Genomic DNA, 19,373 nt, shown 5'->3' on the forward strand with positions numbered 1-19,373 from the left:
TCATTCAGTAAAAAAAGATTAAATTTGCCCATTCAAAAAGATATAAGAATTAATGGATACTATATTTACACTATTGATGGTTCTTGTTATGGTTGCCAGCGTTTTATTGGTAATTATCGTTATGGCACAAAACCCAAAAGGAGGAGGCCTTTCCAGTACATTCGGAGGTGCATCATCTGCACAGTTCGGAGTACAGAGAACCAATGATTTCATGGAAAAAGCAACATGGACTCTAGGCGGAACTATCATTGTTCTTATCCTTTTAAGCGTTGTTCTTACAGGGAAACCATCTCAGGTAGCTCCTACACAGAAACAGCCAGTGAAGAAAGAAGCCCCTGCAAAACAGTCAGCTCCTGCTTCTTCTACAACAACTCCGGTAAAAGCTCCTGCAGCACCGGCAAAATAAGAAGAATATCATCTTATATAAAACAAAAGCAACTCAAATTGAGTTGCTTTTTTATTTTAACTTAATCTTTTCAATCTTATGGCGCAGCATCAGGCCTGCTTTTAAAAATGAATATTGTACAGGCTTCGATTCTTTATAATATTTGTCAATAAAGATCTGCATAGCTCCGTAAAACCTGTTGAGGTATACTTCATTCTTAATGGTGCTTTCTCCTTTGTGATGAAGAATTGAAACTTTACCATAATAAAAGTTTTTATAACCGTTTCTTAAGAATGTATAGCACAGATCAATATCTTCTCCATACATAAAGTAAGCTTCATCCAACCCTCCTATTTTTTCGTAAATATCTTTTTTAGCCAGTAGAAAAGCTCCTGTCATCACTTCTACTTCAGCAACCGCATTTTCTTCAATATCGTTTCTGTAATAAGACTTAGAGTTATTCTTTTTGAAATTCGTAAACAGCTTTTCAAAAGAGTTAAACATATCCGGAACAGAACGCTTACTTTCAGGAAGAAAATTCCCTTCTGCATCATGCATCCTCACTCCCAGACATCCGAATAAAGGCTGAGCGTCTGCAAAATCCAGAAGTTCCTTCATATAAACCCCTTCAAACTCAGTATCAGGATTCAAAAGTAAAATATACTCTCCTTTTGCTGTTTGGACCGCCTGATTATTGGCTTTTGAAAAACCACCGTTTGTTTCAGAGGTAATAAAGTGTACGCCGGGAAATTCAGGAATAAGATCTTTCCAGGAACTGTCTGTAGAAGCATTATCAATAACAATCACTTCATAGTTGATCTCCTGTATATATTTCTGAAGTGACAGGAGACAGCTTCTGAGCAGTTGGGTAACATTATAATTAACAATAATAACAGACAGCTTCATATTAATCCTTTTCGTTATATGGCAGCCTGTTGATAATGGATCTTCCTAAAGAAATTTCATCAGCATATTCCAATTCATCTCCTACTGAAATTCCCCTTGCAATGCTTGAAAAATTCACATTGAAACTTTTAAATTTCTTGTAAATGTAATATGCTGTTGTATCTCCTTCCATAGTAGCACTCAATGCAAAAATAAATTCCTTCACCTTTCCTTCATTCAATTTCTTTTCAATGCTTGAAATATTTAACTGCCCGGGGCCCACTCCTTCCATTGGAGATATTTTCCCGCCAAGGATCAGATATTTTCCTGTGTATTTTCCGGTATTCTCAATAGCAATCACATCCCGCACATCTTCAACGATGCAGATCAGTTCACCATTTCTCTTTTCATTGCTGCATATTTCACAGATGTCAAAATCTGAAAAATTGTGACATTCTTTACAGTACTTTATTTCGTTGACAAGGTTAATCAGGGAATTTCCAAGACTTACAGCTCTGGAATTGGGCTGCTTCAACAAATGTAGTGCTAACCTCAAAGCCGTTTTTCTTCCAATCCCGGGTAACCCCGAAATCTCATCTACCGCCTTTGCCAATACTTTACTTGGGTAATCCATAGGTACAAAAATAAGGATTAAAGTTGATAATTGATAGTGAATGGTGAATTGTCAATTCGCTTCGCTTGTGAATTTTTATAAAGTGATTATTGACTATTGACTTTGCACAGCAAAAATTGACAATTGACCACGAGATTAATGTCTCAAAACGATATTTTAAAATTCTCCCATACCTGAGAACTCTAAAAAAACCTCTATATTTGCGGCTTAAATTAAATATGAAAAAAATTAACTAACATGGTACTTAACAATCTCAATTATCCTCTGGATTTCAAATTCAAAATCACTACTTTAGCAAGTGACTTCAATATTACTGACAGAAACGGAAATTATGTGGCGTATGTTCGTCAGAAAATGTTCAAGTTAAAAGAAGATGTTATCGTTTTCAATGATGAGAGCAAGTCTAAGGAGCTTTTCAGAATCAGAGCTAATCAATGGATTGATTTCAACGCTTCGTACTCTTTGAATGATCTTATTGAAAATAAAAACTTCGGGAGATTAGCCAGAAAAGGAATGCGTTCTATATGGAAAGCAAGCTATGATATTCTGGATGCTCATGATCAACCTAAGTTTAAGATTCAGGAAGACAGTGCATGGGTAAGATTCTGGGACAGTTTTGTAGGAGAGCTTCCTATCATCGGAATGTTCACAGGTTACTTCCTAAATCCATCATATACTGTGACAGGTATTGACGGAAAAGCTTATTTTAAACTAAAAAAAATGCCTTCATTCTTCGGAAGAAGATTCCAGCTGGACAGGCTGATTGATATTGATGATGAGGAAGAAAGTTTAGTAATTTTATCCTTATTAATGATGACACTTCTTGAAAGAGCAAGAGGGTAAGAAAAATAATAAAACCACAAACACATGAAATATTTAATCATTTTATTTTCCGCATTTTTATTGGTAGCCTGCAAAAAGGAAAAAGAAACGGTTTCAGGTTCTGCTTCTGCTGACACTTTACATATTGCTAAAGATTCTGCTTCAACAGGTTCTTCTTCCGGGAATATTCTGGTGGGAACTATTCCGTTTCCTAAAGAAATCAAAGAATGTTCCTGCTATTTTGCTGTAAGTAAAGCTGATTTTGAAAATGAAAGATACATCTACGCAGATGATGCCGGAAAAACAGCTTATATGATGCTGGACGGCAAAAGACTGGCTCTTAATCTTATCTCATCAAGTGATATGGAGGTAGATGAATTGCTAACCAAGGAAATAGAAAATGATAATTACAAAATTTCTGTAAAAGGTAAAAAAATAAAAAACGAAGAAGCTTTACTGTTTGAAGGTACTCTGACTATTGAAAAACCTGATGGCACCATCTTCACTACTCCGATCTATGGAGAATGTGGATGCTAATAAAAGCGAAATCATACAAAAATGCTTCTGTATCTCACGGAAGCATTTTTTATTTCGTAAATTTGAGAAAAATAAAATTCAATGGAATTATCTAATATAGAACCGCAGATTATATGGAAGAATTTCTCCAAATTAAATGCTGTTCCAAGACCTTCAAAAAAGGAGGAAAAAGTAATAGCTTTTATCAAAGGATTTGGTGAAAATTTAGGACTGGAAACTACGGTAGATGAAGTAGGAAACGTTATTATTAAAAAACCTGCCACTGCAGGAATGGAAAACCGTAAGTCTATCGTGCTTCAATCGCACCTTGACATGGTTTGCCAGAAAAACAATGATGTGAATTTTGATTTTGAAACTGAGGGAATCAAAATGGAAATTGACGGTGATTGGGTAAAGGCAAAAGGAACTACTCTGGGAGCAGACAATGGTTTGGGAGTAGCAACTATTATGTCTATCCTTGAAAGCTCAGATATTCCACACCCTGCATTGGAAGCTCTTTTCACTATTGATGAAGAGACGGGAATGACAGGTGCTTTAGGATTAAAACCAGGACAGCTTACAGGACAAATTCTATTGAACCTTGATACTGAAGAGGACGACGAAATTGATATCGGCTGTGCAGGAGGTGTAGACGTGACGATCACACAAACTTATGCTGCAGAAGCTTCAAAAGGACAAATTGTAAGAATTGAAGTAAAAGGCCTTCAGGGAGGACACTCCGGAATGGATATTCATAAAGGTTTCGGAAATGCAAATATCATTTTGGGAAGACTTCTTTACAGCGGATTGGAAAACCAGAATATTGAATTGGTTTCTATCGACAGCGGAGGTCTGAGAAATGCAATTCCAAGAGAAGGTACAGCCATTATTTCTGTGAGAAATGCTCAGGAATTTATAGAAAATGTAACTATCCTTAAGAAAGATATCTTAGAGGAATTTGCAACTGTAGAGCCGGGAATTCAGATCAATATTGAGAACTCCACATCTTCTGACAAAGCCATTTCAGAAGGAGATTCCAAAAAGGTAATACTTACTTTAAAAGCCCTTCACAATGGAGTATATAGAATGAGTCCGGATGTGGCTGATCTTGTAGAAGCTTCCAACAATGTAGCAAGAGTAGAACTTAAAGGCGGAGAACTTAAAATCTTAAATCTTACGAGATCTTCTGTAGATTCTTCTAAATATTCAGTGGCAGAACAATTAAAATCTGTAGCAGAATTAGCTGGAATGAATGTTGAATTCAGCGGATCATATCCGGGATGGAAACCAAAACCAGGCTCAGAGATCGTACAGCTGATGGAGAAACTTTATACAGAGAAGTTCAGCGAGAAACCTCATGTAGTAGCTTGCCACGCAGGTCTTGAATGCGGTATCATCGGTGCCAACTATCCTGAAATGGAAATGGTAAGTTTTGGACCAACCATCAGAGGAGCCCACTCTCCTGATGAAAAAGCGAACATTACCTCGACTCAGAAATTCTGGGGCTTCCTGAAAGATATTTTAGCGAATATTCCTCAGAAATAAATAAATTAAAAGCTATGATCGGAACCTGGAAAGGAAAATATAAGTACAGCATTAAAAAAAGCTCTGAATTCTATGATAAGGAAGTTGAATTTCTATTAAGAATAACAGAGTTTGATGGTATAAATTTTACCGGAACAGTACAGGATAGCGATCACAATTATGGAACCAGAGGTGTAGGAAGCATCAAAGGAAAGATTAATAATAGCTCTATAGAGTTTATTAAACAAATGCCTATAAAAACAATGGTGTCTACGAATGGGAAAAAGACGGAAAATGAAAATGAGAGTCATACACCAATCTTTTATACCGGCATTTCAAACCTTCAAGATTCTTACTCCGGAAATTGGAAAATGAAAGAAAGTGGTTTTATCAACAGATTGCTTTATCTTTTTTTTGGAGTAAAAGGCACTTGGGAAATAACCAAAATAGAATAACTAAGCATAAAATTGCTATATTGAATATCCAAAGTCTTATGATTTTGGATATTTTAATTTTTAAATAGGATGAAAAAAATATTATTTATACTTTATCTGATAATCTGTATTAAAACTTTCTCTCAATCACAGAAATTAAAAGGTGAATGGATTTTAGATAAAATTGTACAACCTGACGGAAAAAAATTAGAAATAAATAATTCCAAATATTCCTTCAAGCTTTTTTACAGAATTAATCAAGATGAATTGGTTATTTATAATCAAAAGTTCAAAGCAAAATTTTATAATGATAAGATAAATCTTGAAAATCGTATGTTCAAATACTGGTTTGAGGACAATTATCTGGTGTTGCAAGAAGGAAATGAAATATCATTATTATTAAAAGAAGAAGATTTTATAAAAAAGTATCCGGAATTTAAACCCAAAATTGAAGTTAGAAACAGTGATAGCTTATTGGTTGCCAACCAGGTAATTCGTCCAATATTTAACCATGAAAAAACTTTTGATGACTTCATTGTCCCCTTAATGAAGCAAGAAAACTCAAAAGATATGGATGACTTATATTTTAAAATTGAATATATTTTAACAAAAGATAATAAGATTACTAATATTAAAATACTTGACAAGCGCACTCCTCAATATGATACACAATTTGTACAAGCATTAATGCGGGCAGAAAAATATTTTAAAAATCCATATGGAGTAAACATGTTAGTAACCGAAGAAAAACATTTTTTAAAATTTTTCCAGGATTTGAGTGACAAGTCAGAGAAAGATTTATACCACATTATTGGAAATGGTTTTGAATACTATAATAACAACCAATTTGATAAAGCGATTGAAAACCTCAGCAAGCTGGATAAATTACAAATTAAAGACAACCGCTTCATTTCAAGATTTCGTGACGGATATATTAAACTAGGAATATCATATCTTGCTGTTGGAAAAAATGACCAGGCATGTTCCAGTTTCAGAAAAGCTGGAGATTTAACCGATTTTAAAGTTAGAAATTATTTAATTGATTTTTGCAAATAATATGAAAAGTATCACCGTATTCTGTGGTTCAAGTTTCGGCACAGATAAAATTTATGAAGAACAGGCATTCCTGCTTGGGCAAACCTTAGCAAAACAAGATATACAACTTGTTTATGGCGGCTCGGAAACCGGCTTAATGGGAACAGTAGCTAATGGAACTTTAAGTGAAAATGGTAAGGTAATTGGGGTCCTGCCGCAGTTTTTACAATCCAAAGAAATTGCCCACAAAAATCTGACAGAGCTCATCATTGTGGAAACCATGCATGAAAGAAAGACCAAAATGAACGAACTGTGTGATGGTGTTATCGTTCTCCCAGGAGGTTATGGAACATTGGAAGAACTTTTCGAGATGATCACATGGGCACAGCTCGGCCTTCACAAAAAGCCTATCGGGATTCTGAATATTGACGGGTTTTATGATGATCTGATCAAATTGGTTCAGACTATGGTAGATAAAGGATTTTTAAAGCAGGTAAACAGTGATATGCTTCTAATAAGCAATACCATTGATGATCTGCTGGAAAAGATGAGAAATTATCAGGCTCCTACGGTTGGAAAGTGGATTTCTAAGGAAGAACTTTAAATTAAAATTATTAAATTAGATTTATAAAAGCTATATATATTGAAATCATTTTTAAAGGAACTAAACTCATTACTTTGGATAATCGCAGGAGCTACGGTAGTATTATCAATTCTTACTTTTTTTAAAAATGAAAATAATCTTTATATTTTCTTCGCAATAATACTTAGTTATATATTTCTTCTTGGGTTATCTTTTTTCTTAAGCGAGCTTTTCAAGAAAAATAAATTACTGAATAGTGTATTTCGAATACTAATGATTCCGTTTAATTATATAAAAATTTTCCTCGGCTTTTTGTTTCTTTCGACAACAATATTAATACATTTAATTTTTTATTTAGCTATCTGTATAATAATTCAAAAGGGTATAACATATTTTATTAATATCTGTGACTCGAATAATACTATAAGTTTCGATAACTATAAATATTTAGGATTAACACTTACAGCCCTATTAGCCGTTCTCTTAAACAATCCCATAAGATATTTGATAAATAAAATTCTTCTCAAAATTGCATTTCCACACTCTAAATATGATATCATTGAAAAAGTAATTAAATTTATTTTTAACAAGGAAAATATTAAATTTTTAATAAATATGTTCTATGCTTTCATTTTAGCATATTCAACTTTTGCAAATTTCCAAAATGAAATAGTTCCTATTTTTCAATTAAAAAGTGAAGTAATAGTAAAATCTTTCGTGACATTTATTGCTTTTGATAAAGCATTTGATCTTTCAATAAAGTTGGATTTTCGTCCTTCAAAGTTTGTAAATCTCTTTAAAAATTACTTTGAATAATGATTTAAACAAAAACCCCTAAAGAAAATCTTTTGGGGTTTTATATTAAGATTAAAAAATATTTTCTAAGGATAAGGAGCTATTTCTACTTCAAGCCCTTCCATGGCATCGGCAATATGCAGCTGACATCCTAATCTGCTGTTGTCTTTCACGTGGAAAGCTTCACCCAGCATAGCATCTTCTTCATCTCCCATTGGTTCCAGACCAGGATCATTAATTACATATACCTGGCATGAAGCGCACATCGCCATTCCTCCACATACCCCAATAGTACCTTCTTCTGCCAATTCATAGGAACGGATAATTTCCATTAAGTTCATGGACATATCCGTAGGAGCTACGACATCATGGGTTACCCCTTCTCTGTCGGTAATTTTAATATTAACATCTGACATAATTCTGCAAAATTAGTCAATTTTTTTCACAACTGCCTTCTCTGCTTCTTTACGGCTTCCGTCGAATCCGTCAACACCACTTACCGTTGTATATTTCAATACGAATTTTTTACCCGGATTTAATCTGTTGTAAACACTCTGACACATTAAAGTAGCCTCGTGGAAACCACAAAGAATTAATTTCAGTTTTCCAGGATAAGTGTTGATATCTCCAATTGCGTAGATACCATCAATATTTGTCTGATAATCTAAGGCATTATTTACAACGATTGCATTTTTCTCGATATTTAATCCCCAGTTTCCGATCTCCCCTAGTTTTGGAGTCAGTCCGAATAATGGAATAAAGTAATCTGTTTCAATATCGTAAGCTTCCTCACCGTCAACCTGTACCGTAATTGCTTCTACTTTTCCATCACCTTTAATAGCTGTAACTTCAGCCGGAGTGATTAGTTTAATTTTTCCCTGATTCTTAAGATCCTGAACTTTTTCTACAGAATCCAAAGCTCCTCTGAACTCATTTCTTCGGTGAATCAATGTAACTTCGCTTGCAACATTTGACAGAAAAACACTCCAGTCAAGAGCAGAATCACCACCTCCGGCAATCACTACTTTTTTATTTCTGAAATGCTCAGGCTCTTTCACAAAGTACTCAAGCCCTTTTTCTTCATAATCTGCAATATTATCCATCGTAGGTTTTCTTGGTTCAAAAGTACCCAAACCACCGGCAATGGCAATCGCTTTACATCTGTGAACAGTTCCTTTGTTGGTAATTACTTCAAACCATTCATCATCCACTTTGGTATAAAAAACAGCTGTTTCTCCCAAAGTAAATCCAGGCTGAAACTGCTTGATCTGTTCCATCAAATTATCCACCAACTCTCCAGCATTCACTGAAGGATAACCAGGAATATCGAAGATAGGTTTTTTAGGATAAAGTTCCGCCAACTGCCCTCCCGGCTGTGGAAGTGCATCAATGATATGGCACTTCATTTTTAACAAACCAGCTTCAAAAACTGCAAAAAGTCCTGTAGGTCCCGCACCTATGATCAATATATCTGTGGTTATCATAATATTTAAGATAATTTAATTATACATGTAACTGCAAATTTACTAATTTTAATGCGAAGCATATTTAATTGATTCTAAATAAAAACCTGAGATTTGTCAAATATCTATTAATTAAGTTTTTAAATTTGGCAGTGTTTTTGTAAATGTCTTGTTATGAAGAAAATTTTAGTCCTTTTTGCAGTAATTATATTCTTTTTAGGCTCAGCCCAGATTGATAACATCGCGGACGGCGAATCCATCACTCTCAGGATCCATTATGGCTTCCTGAATGCAGGAACAGCCAACCTTACTACAAAACAGACCAATTATAAAGGAGTTCCTCACCTGTATGTAAAAGGTACAGGGCAGACTACGGGTGCCGTAAAAGCATTCTTCAAAGTGGAAGATTTATATGAAAGTTTCATCAATACCCAAACAGGATTACCAAGTTTCTATGTACGAAATGTACGTGAGGGCAGCTACCGCCAGCATTTTGAAACGGTTTTTAATCACGATAACAACACTTTAATATTAACTGATAAAAAAACTCCGGCCAATGGTTCTAAGGTTTTAAAATCAGTAAAAGGAGTTCAGGATATGCTTTCCTGTTTTTATTATTTAAGAAGTAAAAGCCCGGATGAACTGAAGGTGGGAACAATCATCAATATGAATGTATGGATTGATGATGAGATGTTTCCTTTCCAGCTAAAAGTAACAGGAACAGAAAATTTAAAGACAAAATTCGGAACCATCAACTGTTTAAAGATTATTCCGTCTGTAAAAAGCGGAAGAGTATTCAAAGAAAAAGAAGGCGTAACCATGTGGGTTTCCAATGATGCCAACCACGTTCCTATGCTGTTGAAAGCTGAGCTTGCAGTAGGATCACTGAAAGCCAGCATTGATGATTACAAAAATGTAAAATATCCTTTAAAATTCAGCAAATAACAATAATAGACTTTTCTTAGCTAAAACTAAAAAGAGGCTATCTCCTATGTTTGTTTTTATCATCAAATGTAGAAGATAGCCTTTTTCTTTATGAACTTACATGTAATTCAAGTAATTTAATTATAATCAACCAGTTACATTAAAAAAACTTGGTGATTTACTGAGAAAATTGTAATTTAAACATCATATATTACAACCATGACAACCTGTAAAAATGTAACCAAAACACTGGACTTCGGATATCGCTTCACCAAAGTTTTTTTTATAATAGCATGCATAACAATACCATTCTCATTTTTTCAATCGCAGGTCACAAAATTAGATTCTTATTTTTCTGCAAAAGCTAAACAAGGAGACTTTAACGGTGTTATTCTTGTTGCTGAAAAAAATAAAATACTATATCAAAAAGCTTTCGGTTTCGCAGATTTTGAAAACAGGCAGCCCAATACTATACATACACGTTTCCCGATAGGATCTATAACCAAATTGTTAACGGCAACAGCTGCTCTTCAGTTAGTAGATAAAGGACTTCTTGAACTTAACCAATCTGTAAAATTTTATCTGCATGAATTTCCTTATCCGGACATAACTTTAGCTCACCTTCTTTCACATACATCCGGATTACCTTCCTGGGATATTGTATTTGGAAAAGCAATTAAAGATCACCCTGATACTGTATTTAGTAATAAAGACATTTTAAAAGAATATTCAGAACAAAATATCAATTTGATTTTTAGTCCGGGTTCAGCACATGAATACAACAATGCAAATTCAGTATTTGTAGCCCTGCTTATTGAAAAAGTTACTGGTCAGACCTATGAAGATTATATGAAGCAGTATATTTTTATACCTGCCGGAATGAAAAATACTTTTATTCCTACAACACCTTTTTTTAATTATCTGCCGGCAGAACGGAAAAATATAGCGAAATTATATATAAGCCATATGTATACCCCGTTAAAGGAAAATACAGAGACCATACAATCAAATAAGGACTACTGGAAAAAGTTTAATTTTAAAGGTTTCGGAGAAATCATTACAACTGCAGAGGATCTATTTCGGTTTAATACTTTATTAACAACAGGAAAAATTCTTAGCCCTATTGTTTTGAAGACAGCGCAAGAAGCGATACAGCTTAACAATGGAACAGTTCTGCCTAGAGGTATGGGATGGCAGGTTGAAAAGGATAATATTTTAGGTAAAATAGTTGGTCATGGTGGTGGACTTACAGGTTTATTGACCAGTTTTGTTTATCAGGTAGATACACAAAGATTAGCTATTATACTGGACAATACCCAACAGAACGCAGAAGATCTTAGTGTAGATGCACTGATGATTCTTGCGGGGCAGCCCTTAGCCCTTCCGGGAAAAGATTTAGCCCGGATTTATGGGCGTATTTTATTAGAAAAGGGAGCAATATCAGCCAAAAATGAACTGTATGTATTAAAAAGAAATACAACAGAATACTTTTTGTCCGAGCAACAGTTCAATAAACTTGGTTATGATTTTCTCAGGTCAGGAAAAATACCTCAGGCCCTCGAGACTTTTCGTATAAATACAGAACTATTTCCACAGAGCTATAATACATTCGATAGTTATGGTGAAGCTCTTCTTAAGAATAATCAGAGAGAAAAGGCATTAATAATGTATCAAAAATCGGTGGAATTAAATCCTGGTAATGAAAATGGAAAAAAGATAATTCAGGACTTGATAAAGTAACAATCTATTGGGAAATATTGCTTATTTCAATAGGGTTCGGAATATTTCAACAAAATTTCCCAGAAAATAAACACTATCTATCCATTACACCATTTCATATTCTTACTATATACTGTTACCCTAACTATAGCACTTTCATTCTTAGAAGGTGTTATTGTGTTACGATAGAGGATGCCAAATCATAGACTAATTCAGCATCTAAAAAAATTAAAATGATATATAGCTGTAATAATTTTCAGTTTTGAATTGTCTTAATAATAGAAGCAGACAAAAGAGCTGCAGCATGTCAATACTTCATTTCGACAACAGTTGATCCGAAGTATAGACATAAGAAACAGACACGTGTAAATTTTTCAATAAGATCAGTTTTTAATTACGTTTTGTTTCTTAGGTCAGTAATTAAAAACAAAAAACCTCCGGAGCTCCGGAGGTTTGATTTTTTATAGTGTTTTGAACTGTTCCAGTGTTCTGATATCATTTTCAAAGAACATTCTGATGTCACTCATCTGGTAAAGAAGCATTGTAATTCTTTCAATTCCCATTCCGAATGCATATCCTGAATATTTCTCAGAATCAATATTCACATTTTTCAGTACGGCAGGGTCTACCATTCCACATCCCATAATTTCCAGCCATCCTGTTCCTTTTGTAATTCTGTAGTCTGTTTCAGAGTTTAATCCCCAATACACATCAATTTCAGCACTTGGCTCTGTGAACGGGAAGAATGAAGGTCTCATTCTGATCTTAGATTTTCCGAAAAGCTCAGTAGTAAAGAACTGGATTGTTTGTTTTAAGTCTGCAAAGCTTACATTCTCATCAATATACAATCCTTCAATCTGATGGAAGATACAGTGAGAACGTGAAGAGATTGCTTCATTTCTGAAAACTCTTCCCGGAGATAGAATTCTGATTGGCGGCTGGTTTTCTTCCATAAAACGAGTCTGTACGGAAGAAGTGTGTGTTCTCAAAAGAATATCAGGATTCTGCTCAATAAAGAATGTATCCTGCATATCTCTTGCCGGGTGATATTCCGGAAGATTAAGCGCCGTAAAGTTATGCCAGTCATCTTCAATCTCTGGTCCGTCTGCTACTGCAAAACCAATAGATTTGAAGATTTCAATAATTCTGTTTTTTACCAGATTAATCGGGTGTCTTGAACCCAATTCCAATGGAAATGCAGGTCTTGTAAGATCTTCTTTTTCTACGACAATAGAAGATTCAGAAGAGTTTTTCAAATCTTCTAATTTCACAGCAACAGCCTGCTTCAAAGTATTGATCTTCTGTCCGAATTCTTTCTTTTGGTCGTTAGGGACTTCTTTAAATTTTTCAAAAAAATCATTAAGAACCCCTTTTTTACCGTTGTACTTGATTCGGAAGTTTTCGATATCTTCCTTAGAGGTAGCATTGAAGCCATTTACTTCGACCAGTAATTCTTCTATCTTTTCTATCATTGTTTTACCCTTTCAAAATGTTTTGCAAAAATACGATTTTAAGTTGAATAATAAGTCCGTCAAAAAAAAATCTGCCTCTTTTTCGGGAGGCAGACTTCAATCACTTATTTCACTTAAATAAAAAAATTATTTCTTTTCTAAAGCTTTAACGCTGATCTGAAGAGTCACCTCGTCTTTAATCACACCGTTTTCAGCAGGAGCCTGGAATTTTACACCAAACTCTTCTCTCTTGATATCTTTCGGTTCAGTAGCTACACTTACCACTCCATCTTTCACAGAAACATTAGCTTTAAACTGAACGGTTTTTGTAATTCCTTTAATCGTTAAATTACCATCTAAAAGAGTATTGTAATCACCTTCTGTGGCCGGAGTCACTTTTGTAATCTCATAAGAAGCTGTTGGAAATTTTTCAACTTCAAAGAAATCACCGCTCTTCAGGTGGCCATTTAATTTTCCTAAATCTTCCGGGCTGTCTTTCAAATCCACAGAAGTTAATGAGTTCATATCAGCAACGAATTTTCCGCTTTCCAGTTTTCCGTCTTTCACCGTTACATCTCCACTTTCAAACCTGATGGTTCCAAAATGGCTCGTATTTTCAGATTTAAATACTTTGTATCCCTTCCATTCAACTTTACTGTTTAGCGTATCCAAAGTGAACTGGCTACCTTCTTTAGTAGTCGCCACCTCATTACTCTCACTGGTTAGCGGTTTATCTTTTTTACAAGAAACCATTACAGCAGCAACGAATAAAGCAGGAATCGCTATCGAAAACAGTTTTTTTCTCATTTTTGATTTATTTTTATTAGTTCCGCTAATATAATAAAAAAAATTATGTTTTCATAAAAACCTTACATTTGTAATATGCTATTAGAAATAAACAATTTATTTTTCTCTCATAACAAAGAAAATCCCCTGTTTCAGAACCTTAATCTAAGGTTTGAAGAAAACAGAATCATAGCTCTTGCGGGAGAAAGCGGATGCGGAAAATCCACTCTTCTCAGCCTTATTTATGGTCTTCTTGATTGGGAAGGCGGAGAAATTATTTTTAACGGAACAAAGCTTTTGGGACCGAAAGGAAATCTTGTTCCCGGAGAGCCGGAAATGAAATTCGTAGCACAGAATTTTGATCTTATGCCTTACGCTACGGTTGCTGAAAATGTAGGGAAATTTATTTCTAATATCAATTTAAAACAAAAAAAAGAAACCGTAACGGAACTACTGGAAGTGGTAGGTCTTCAGGAATTTGCCCATGTACTTCCCAAATATTTAAGTGGCGGACAACAACAGAGAGTGGCTATTGCCAGAGCATTGTCTGTGCTTCCAAAGCTCTTGATTTTAGACGAACCATTCAGTAATCTGGATTTTCCGAGAAAAATTGAGCTTAGAGAAAGACTTTTCAGATATGTAAAGCAGCATGGAGTTTCTTTAATCATCTCTACTCACGAACTTCAGGATATTATGCCATGGCTGGATCAGATTGTTATTCTTCAGGACGGAAGACTGATTCAGAATGACAGTCCGGAAGAAACCTACAGACACCCATACAACTCTTATGTTGCGAAATTATTCGGAGAAGTGAATATTTTCAGTGAAACCGAAGCCGAAGATTTCCAGCTTCCCAAATTCTCTTATTATCCTAAAGAAATCAAAATTACAGAAACCGGTATCGAAGCCGAAGTTCTTGAAAGCAGATTTGCAGGAAATTATTATTGGAATAAGCTAAGAACAAAGGAAAAAGAACTTGTAATTTATACGGATGAGAGAATATCCGGATCCATAAATATTTCATTTATTTAAAGGCAAAAATGTAAGACTATTATTAGAGATAAAACACTTTCCTCTTCTTTATGCTTTGCATAACTCCTACATTTACTTACACTTATCTACAAAAAAAATACAAACATAAGAATCTGTTATTCAAACTTTTTCTTACATTTGTACCTTAAAAGCTTAAGGAAATTTTTGGTTATTTCTCTTTCTGCCTTCCAGACGGACATTAGCAATCTAGCAATTAAGTCTTAGAAAGATTACACTGTCCAATTTTTTCCTTTTCTTATTTTCAGGGCATAAGAAAACAGCATTTTCTTACGCTTTCTTTACAAACTCTGATTTAAGAGCCATTGCCCCGAAACCATCAATTTTGCAGTCAATATTGTGATCACTTCCTGGTCTAAGACGGATATTCTTCACTTTGGTTCCAGCTTTCACCGGTTTTGGTGCTCCTTTTACGGGAAGATCTTTTACTACAACTACAGAATCTCCATCCTGAAGTTCATTTCCGTTTGAATCCAATATTTTTCCTTCATTGGCCGCTTCAGAAGCCGCTTCTGCAGGATCCCATTCGTAGAAACACTGGGAACATACCATCATATTATCGCTTGGGTAAGTAAATTCCGAGCTGCATTTAGGGCAAAGTACTGTATCACTCATATTTTTATTTTTTGCAAAGGTAGAGCTTTTTGGAGGTTGAAGTCAAGAGATAAAGATCAGTATAGTAGATGATAAGCATATATTGATTTTACACAACCTTGTGAATTAATACAAATTAAATAAACTTGCCGCAAAGAAAATAAAGTATAATAATGAACAGTGTATATTTTGTCAGCAAATATTTTTCATTAAGCAAAAACATAGATTTATTCGTCTTAAAGGGAAAGGCTGTTGTCAACAAATAAAAAATATAAATATTCGGAAAATCTCTACAAATTCAGCATTAAAATTCATTTCTATCATTTAAAAAATTAATAAACAGATTGACCATTCACTGCTGAATCTCAAATTGTCAATAGTCAATTTTTGCTTTGCAAAGTGAATCGTGGATGCGCAAACTTCCATTAGAAAACTGATCTCTACAATATATAATTACTCATAACCTCTCAACCGGAAACCCGAACCCGAAAATTCACAAGCGAAGCGGATTCACCATTCACTATTCACCATCCACGAACCCCTTCACCTCTCCTATTCTCAAACTCTCCCACCCAAATCCTCAACTCTCAATTAAAAGTCGTATTTTTGCAGATTCAAACAGCGAAGCAAACTTATGGAACTTATTCACAGAAACTTGGCAATCGGAATTCACGATGCCTTACAGGAGACATTTTTTGAGAAAAACAAATATGCAGATAAAGTTATTGAAAGACTTTTGAAAGCAAACAGAAAATGGGGAAGCCAGGACAGAGCCGTTGTTTCTGAAATTTTTTACAATATCATCCGTTGGAAAAAACGCCTTGAATACTATATGGGTGAAGGGGTGAAACCCAACAATATCTACAAACTGATCATTGCATATTTACTTTGGAGTAAAACCAATTATAAAAAATTTGAAGAATTTGACGGAATCAAAATTGCCGACATTCTTACCAAGCTTAAAAAAAATACAGTTCCTACAAAAGCAATAGAACATTCTATCCCTGAATGGCTTGCTGAAACACTTGAAAAAGAACTTGGAGCCAAATGGGAAAGAGAAATGACTGCTTTGAATGAGCAGGCGCCCACCGTTTTAAGAGCAAATTCTTTAAGAACAACAACAAGGGAACTTATTTCTGACCTTTCTGATGAGGGTGTTGTAGCTTTCCCTATTAAAAATTATCCTGATGCTGTTCAATTAGAAGAGAAGAAAAACGTTTTTCTTACAACAGCTTTTAAAGAAGGATTATTTGAAGTTCAGGATGCTTCTTCTCAAAAGATCGGTTATTTCCTTGATGTACAGGAAGGACAAAGAGTAGTAGATGCGTGTGCAGGTGCAGGAGGAAAAACACTTCACTTAGCAGCGTTAATGAAAAACAAAGGTCAGATTGTTGCCCTGGATATTTTCGAGTGGAAACTTGCTGAATTGAAGCGTCGCGCCAAAAGAGCCGGAGCTCATAATATTGAAACCCGTATGATTGCTGACAATAAAGTAATCAAACGTCTTCATGAAAAGGCTGACAGACTTCTGATTGATGCACCATGTTCAGGTCTTGGAGTTTTGAAAAGAAACCCGGACAGTAAGTGGAAAATTGATCAGGACTTTATTGACAGAATTAAAAAGGAACAACAGCAAATCCTTCAGGACTATTCTAAAATGCTTAAAAAAGGAGGAAAAATGGTATACGCTACCTGTTCTATCCTTCCATCTGAAAACAATCTTCAGGTAGATGAGTTCATCAAAAACAATCCTGGGTTCAGAATGATTAAAGATGAAAAAGTAATGCCTAGCGAAGGTTATGACGGATTCTACATGGCTTTGATTGAGAGAGTTTCTTAATCTAAATCCAACGACAATACATTAAACTACTCTATTTTCTGGAGTAGTTTTTTTGTTCACAATATTTCTAAAAAAAATGTAACATTTTTTGTAACATTTAAAGCATATTGTCTACTAACTGTATAGATTAAACCGTTTTGATGCTGTGGAAACTTTAGAATAACTTTGCAGCAAACTCATTTTATTTATGCACACAAGAATTGTTTTCAATTTTCTCGCTGTTTTTTTATACTGTCTGTTTTCTGCACAGACCTATGAAATTCAATATACCAGTTCATATAACGGAAAAACTACTGCTGATCAACCCTCCACCATCATTTGGGTTAATGAGAAAGAAAATTACATTCTCAACAGTACTATCAAAGAGCAAAAAAGCAGCTTCCCTTATGAAATCACTAAGGTAGAAAAGCCTTCAAATACAATTATTTCATATGCTTTTTTAAAACCTGAATCCATTATTTCAACATCGGATGCTGAGTCTGTAGGGAAACAGGATTTTGAACTTACCAATGAAACCAAAAAGATTTTAGGATATAACTGTAAAAAAGCAGTTACCAAGGTCAATTCAAACACCATTGAAGTCTGGTACACTAATGATTTGAAGCTAAAAGGCGGGCCTTCTGTTTTAGGACAGAATTTAGGATTGGTTCTGGAAGTCGAAAGAAATAAAAATTCCTTGATTACGGCCGGTTCAATCAAAAAAATTAAGAATACGGGAATTGAAAATATTCTAAAAGGAAACATACAGACAACAGATCAGTTGGGGTATAAAGATTTACTTTGGAAAAGCAGATTTACTACGCTGAATGTTTTTGAAAATGAATCCATTAATTTCTCTGATGCCTCAAAATCTGATGACCAGATAAAAAGATATGCCAACGGAACCATCATTCTTAAAAAAGTAAAATTCCCTGCGATTACAGAAGGAGAAAATATTTTTGTAGAACTGAAACAACAGTCGAACGGAGATGCCTATGACAGAACCGGAACTGTATTTTTCATTCCTCAGGATAAAGAAAAATCTTTTTTTGATGGATTGGAAAAAGGAGCCAAAACACTTCCTGTCTACGAAAATGGAAACGGAAAGCAATATTACGGAGTAACAACCACAGACAGTTATAGCCCTGCCATGGAAATGATGAGATTCTTTACCGCTTTTGGAATCCAGAAGTTTAATCATATTCAGCTTAAAGGAAAAAACTGGCAGACCATCAGCCCTTACCGACAAGATATCACAGAGCTAAAACCTGCATTATCAGGAAAAGAACTTTGGGTGGGTACATTTATTGGCAACTATGACAAAGGAGGACATAAAGTGAGTCTTGACATCACCATTCACAAAAGTGACCAGACAGTTAATAAAAACAATACAGCGATACCCTTATTCAATACTTTAAACATTATGGAAATGGCCGGACAGGACTACTCTACGATGTTCAATCAGGATAAAGGGCTTCTCGTTAATTTCACTTTAAATAAAGATTTAAAAAACGCTCAGCTAAGATATACCACTACCGGACACGGAGGTTGGGAAAATGGGGATGAATTTGTTCCTAAAGCCAATTCTATTTTTGTTGATGGAAATCTGATATTTTCATTCACCCCATGGAGAACAGACTGCGGTTCATACCGTTTGTACAATCCGGCTTCAGGAAATTTCCAGGACGGACTTTCTTCATCAGATCTCAGCAGATCAAACTGGTGCCCGGGAACGGTTACCAATCCTAACTTCATTCCTCTTGGAGACTTGAAAGCAGGAAAACATACAGTTCAGATAAAAATTCCTCAGGGAGCTTCCGAAGGCACAAGTTTCAGCTCATGGAATGTTTCGGGAACGTTACTTGGGGTACAATAAAAACAAAACCTTCTTGCATGAGAATTGCAAGAAGGTAAAAACACAAATGATGAAAAAAAATTATTTCGAGCCACAAAG

General features: G+C 34.8%; 19 protein-coding genes. 12 read left to right on the forward strand and 7 right to left on the reverse strand.

What is annotated here, in order from left to right; all coding sequences use genetic code 11:
* Positions 1-52 precede the first annotated feature (52 nt).
* On the forward strand, positions 53-406 hold the full coding sequence (gene secG, locus SFA27_RS18370; protein ID WP_047373687.1) for a preprotein translocase subunit SecG: 354 nt from the start codon (positions 53-55) through the stop codon (positions 404-406).
* 51 nt (positions 407-457) lie between these two features.
* Here secG and SFA27_RS18375 read toward each other — a convergent pair whose 3' ends face one another.
* Complete coding sequence (locus SFA27_RS18375) at positions 458-1,297, reverse strand: glycosyltransferase family 2 protein (protein WP_407298180.1); 840 nt, start codon at positions 1,295-1,297, stop codon at positions 458-460.
* Positions 1,293-1,904 (reverse strand): recombination mediator RecR, encoded by a 612-nt coding sequence (gene recR / locus SFA27_RS18380; RefSeq protein ID WP_047373685.1) that lies wholly within the window; start codon positions 1,902-1,904, stop codon positions 1,293-1,295. The genes SFA27_RS18375 and recR overlap by 5 nt, the downstream gene beginning before the upstream one ends.
* Positions 1,905-2,141: 237 nt before the next feature.
* Here recR and SFA27_RS18385 point away from each other — a divergent pair, with 237 nt between their 5' ends.
* The 6 genes from SFA27_RS18385 to SFA27_RS18410 all read left to right on the forward strand — a co-directional run bounded on the left by SFA27_RS18385 (position 2,142) and on the right by SFA27_RS18410 (position 6,839).
* The gene (locus SFA27_RS18385) at positions 2,142-2,747 is read left to right on the forward strand and encodes a hypothetical protein (RefSeq protein WP_047373684.1); all 606 of its coding nucleotides are present in this window, start codon (positions 2,142-2,144) and stop codon (positions 2,745-2,747) included.
* A 24-nt stretch (positions 2,748-2,771) separates the two neighbouring features.
* Positions 2,772-3,263: a hypothetical protein gene (locus tag SFA27_RS18390; protein WP_047373683.1), complete on the forward strand. Its 492-nt coding sequence runs from the start codon at positions 2,772-2,774 to the stop codon at positions 3,261-3,263.
* 81 nt (positions 3,264-3,344) lie between these two features.
* Positions 3,345-4,787 carry an aminoacyl-histidine dipeptidase gene (locus tag SFA27_RS18395; protein ID WP_264519057.1) on the forward strand — a complete coding sequence of 481 codons (1,443 nt, stop codon included), beginning with the start codon at positions 3,345-3,347 and terminating at the stop codon, positions 4,785-4,787.
* Positions 4,788-4,801: 14 nt separating this feature from the next.
* A complete protein-coding gene (locus tag SFA27_RS18400; RefSeq protein WP_264519058.1) occupies positions 4,802-5,221 on the forward strand; it encodes a hypothetical protein in 420 nt (139 codons plus the stop codon).
* Between the two features lie 69 nt (positions 5,222-5,290).
* Entirely contained in the window at positions 5,291-6,256 is a 966-nt protein-coding gene (locus SFA27_RS18405; protein ID WP_047373680.1) for a hypothetical protein, read from the forward strand.
* A 1-nt stretch (position 6,257) separates the two neighbouring features.
* A complete protein-coding gene (locus SFA27_RS18410) occupies positions 6,258-6,839 on the forward strand; it encodes a TIGR00730 family Rossman fold protein (RefSeq protein ID WP_407294135.1) in 582 nt (193 codons plus the stop codon).
* Positions 6,840-7,699: 860 nt separating this feature from the next.
* Here SFA27_RS18410 and SFA27_RS18415 read toward each other — a convergent pair.
* Together SFA27_RS18415 and SFA27_RS18420 are read right to left on the reverse strand one after the other, a co-directional pair.
* Complete coding sequence (locus SFA27_RS18415) at positions 7,700-8,029, reverse strand: ferredoxin (RefSeq protein WP_047373678.1); 330 nt, start codon at positions 8,027-8,029, stop codon at positions 7,700-7,702.
* Positions 8,030-8,041: 12 nt separating this feature from the next.
* Positions 8,042-9,097 (reverse strand): NAD(P)/FAD-dependent oxidoreductase, encoded by a 1,056-nt coding sequence (locus tag SFA27_RS18420; RefSeq protein ID WP_407294137.1) that lies wholly within the window; start codon positions 9,095-9,097, stop codon positions 8,042-8,044.
* Between the two features lie 153 nt (positions 9,098-9,250).
* Here SFA27_RS18420 and SFA27_RS18425 point away from each other — a divergent pair, with 153 nt between their 5' ends.
* Together SFA27_RS18425 and SFA27_RS18430 are read left to right on the forward strand one after the other, a co-directional pair.
* Positions 9,251-10,021 (forward strand): DUF3108 domain-containing protein, encoded by a 771-nt coding sequence (locus SFA27_RS18425; RefSeq protein ID WP_047373676.1) that lies wholly within the window; start codon positions 9,251-9,253, stop codon positions 10,019-10,021.
* A gap of 198 nt (positions 10,022-10,219) precedes the next feature.
* Positions 10,220-11,740, forward strand: a complete 1,521-nt coding sequence (locus SFA27_RS18430) for a serine hydrolase (RefSeq protein ID WP_407294139.1) — start codon at positions 10,220-10,222, stop codon at positions 11,738-11,740.
* Between the two features lie 440 nt (positions 11,741-12,180).
* Here the strand turns inward: SFA27_RS18430 and pheS are convergent, their stop codons facing one another.
* Positions 12,181-13,191, reverse strand: coding sequence for a phenylalanine--tRNA ligase subunit alpha (pheS, locus tag SFA27_RS18435; protein ID WP_047373674.1), 1,011 nt, complete (start codon positions 13,189-13,191; stop codon positions 12,181-12,183).
* Positions 13,192-13,317: 126 nt separating this feature from the next.
* On the reverse strand, positions 13,318-13,977 hold the full coding sequence (locus SFA27_RS18440) for a YceI family protein (RefSeq protein WP_407294141.1): 660 nt from the start codon (positions 13,975-13,977) through the stop codon (positions 13,318-13,320).
* A gap of 75 nt (positions 13,978-14,052) precedes the next feature.
* Between SFA27_RS18440 and SFA27_RS18445 the strand changes: the two genes are divergently transcribed.
* Positions 14,053-14,988 (forward strand): sulfate/molybdate ABC transporter ATP-binding protein, encoded by a 936-nt coding sequence (locus tag SFA27_RS18445; protein ID WP_264519062.1) that lies wholly within the window; start codon positions 14,053-14,055, stop codon positions 14,986-14,988.
* Between the two features lie 288 nt (positions 14,989-15,276).
* Here the strand turns inward: SFA27_RS18445 and SFA27_RS18450 are convergent, their stop codons facing one another.
* Entirely contained in the window at positions 15,277-15,621 is a 345-nt protein-coding gene (locus SFA27_RS18450) for a zinc ribbon domain-containing protein YjdM (protein WP_047373671.1), read from the reverse strand.
* A 613-nt stretch (positions 15,622-16,234) separates the two neighbouring features.
* On the opposite strand from SFA27_RS18450, the gene SFA27_RS18455 reads away from it, so the two are divergent.
* Together SFA27_RS18455 and SFA27_RS18460 are read left to right on the forward strand one after the other, a co-directional pair.
* Positions 16,235-17,440: an RsmB/NOP family class I SAM-dependent RNA methyltransferase gene (locus SFA27_RS18455; protein WP_264519063.1), complete on the forward strand. Its 1,206-nt coding sequence runs from the start codon at positions 16,235-16,237 to the stop codon at positions 17,438-17,440.
* A 187-nt stretch (positions 17,441-17,627) separates the two neighbouring features.
* Complete coding sequence (locus tag SFA27_RS18460) at positions 17,628-19,295, forward strand: GLPGLI family protein (RefSeq protein WP_407294144.1); 1,668 nt, start codon at positions 17,628-17,630, stop codon at positions 19,293-19,295.
* Positions 19,296-19,373: the final 78 nt, after the last annotated feature.

The sequence above is a fragment of the Chryseobacterium sp. HR92 genome (assembly GCF_045689405.1).
Lineage (GTDB): Bacteria > Bacteroidota > Bacteroidia > Flavobacteriales > Weeksellaceae > Chryseobacterium > Chryseobacterium viscerum_A.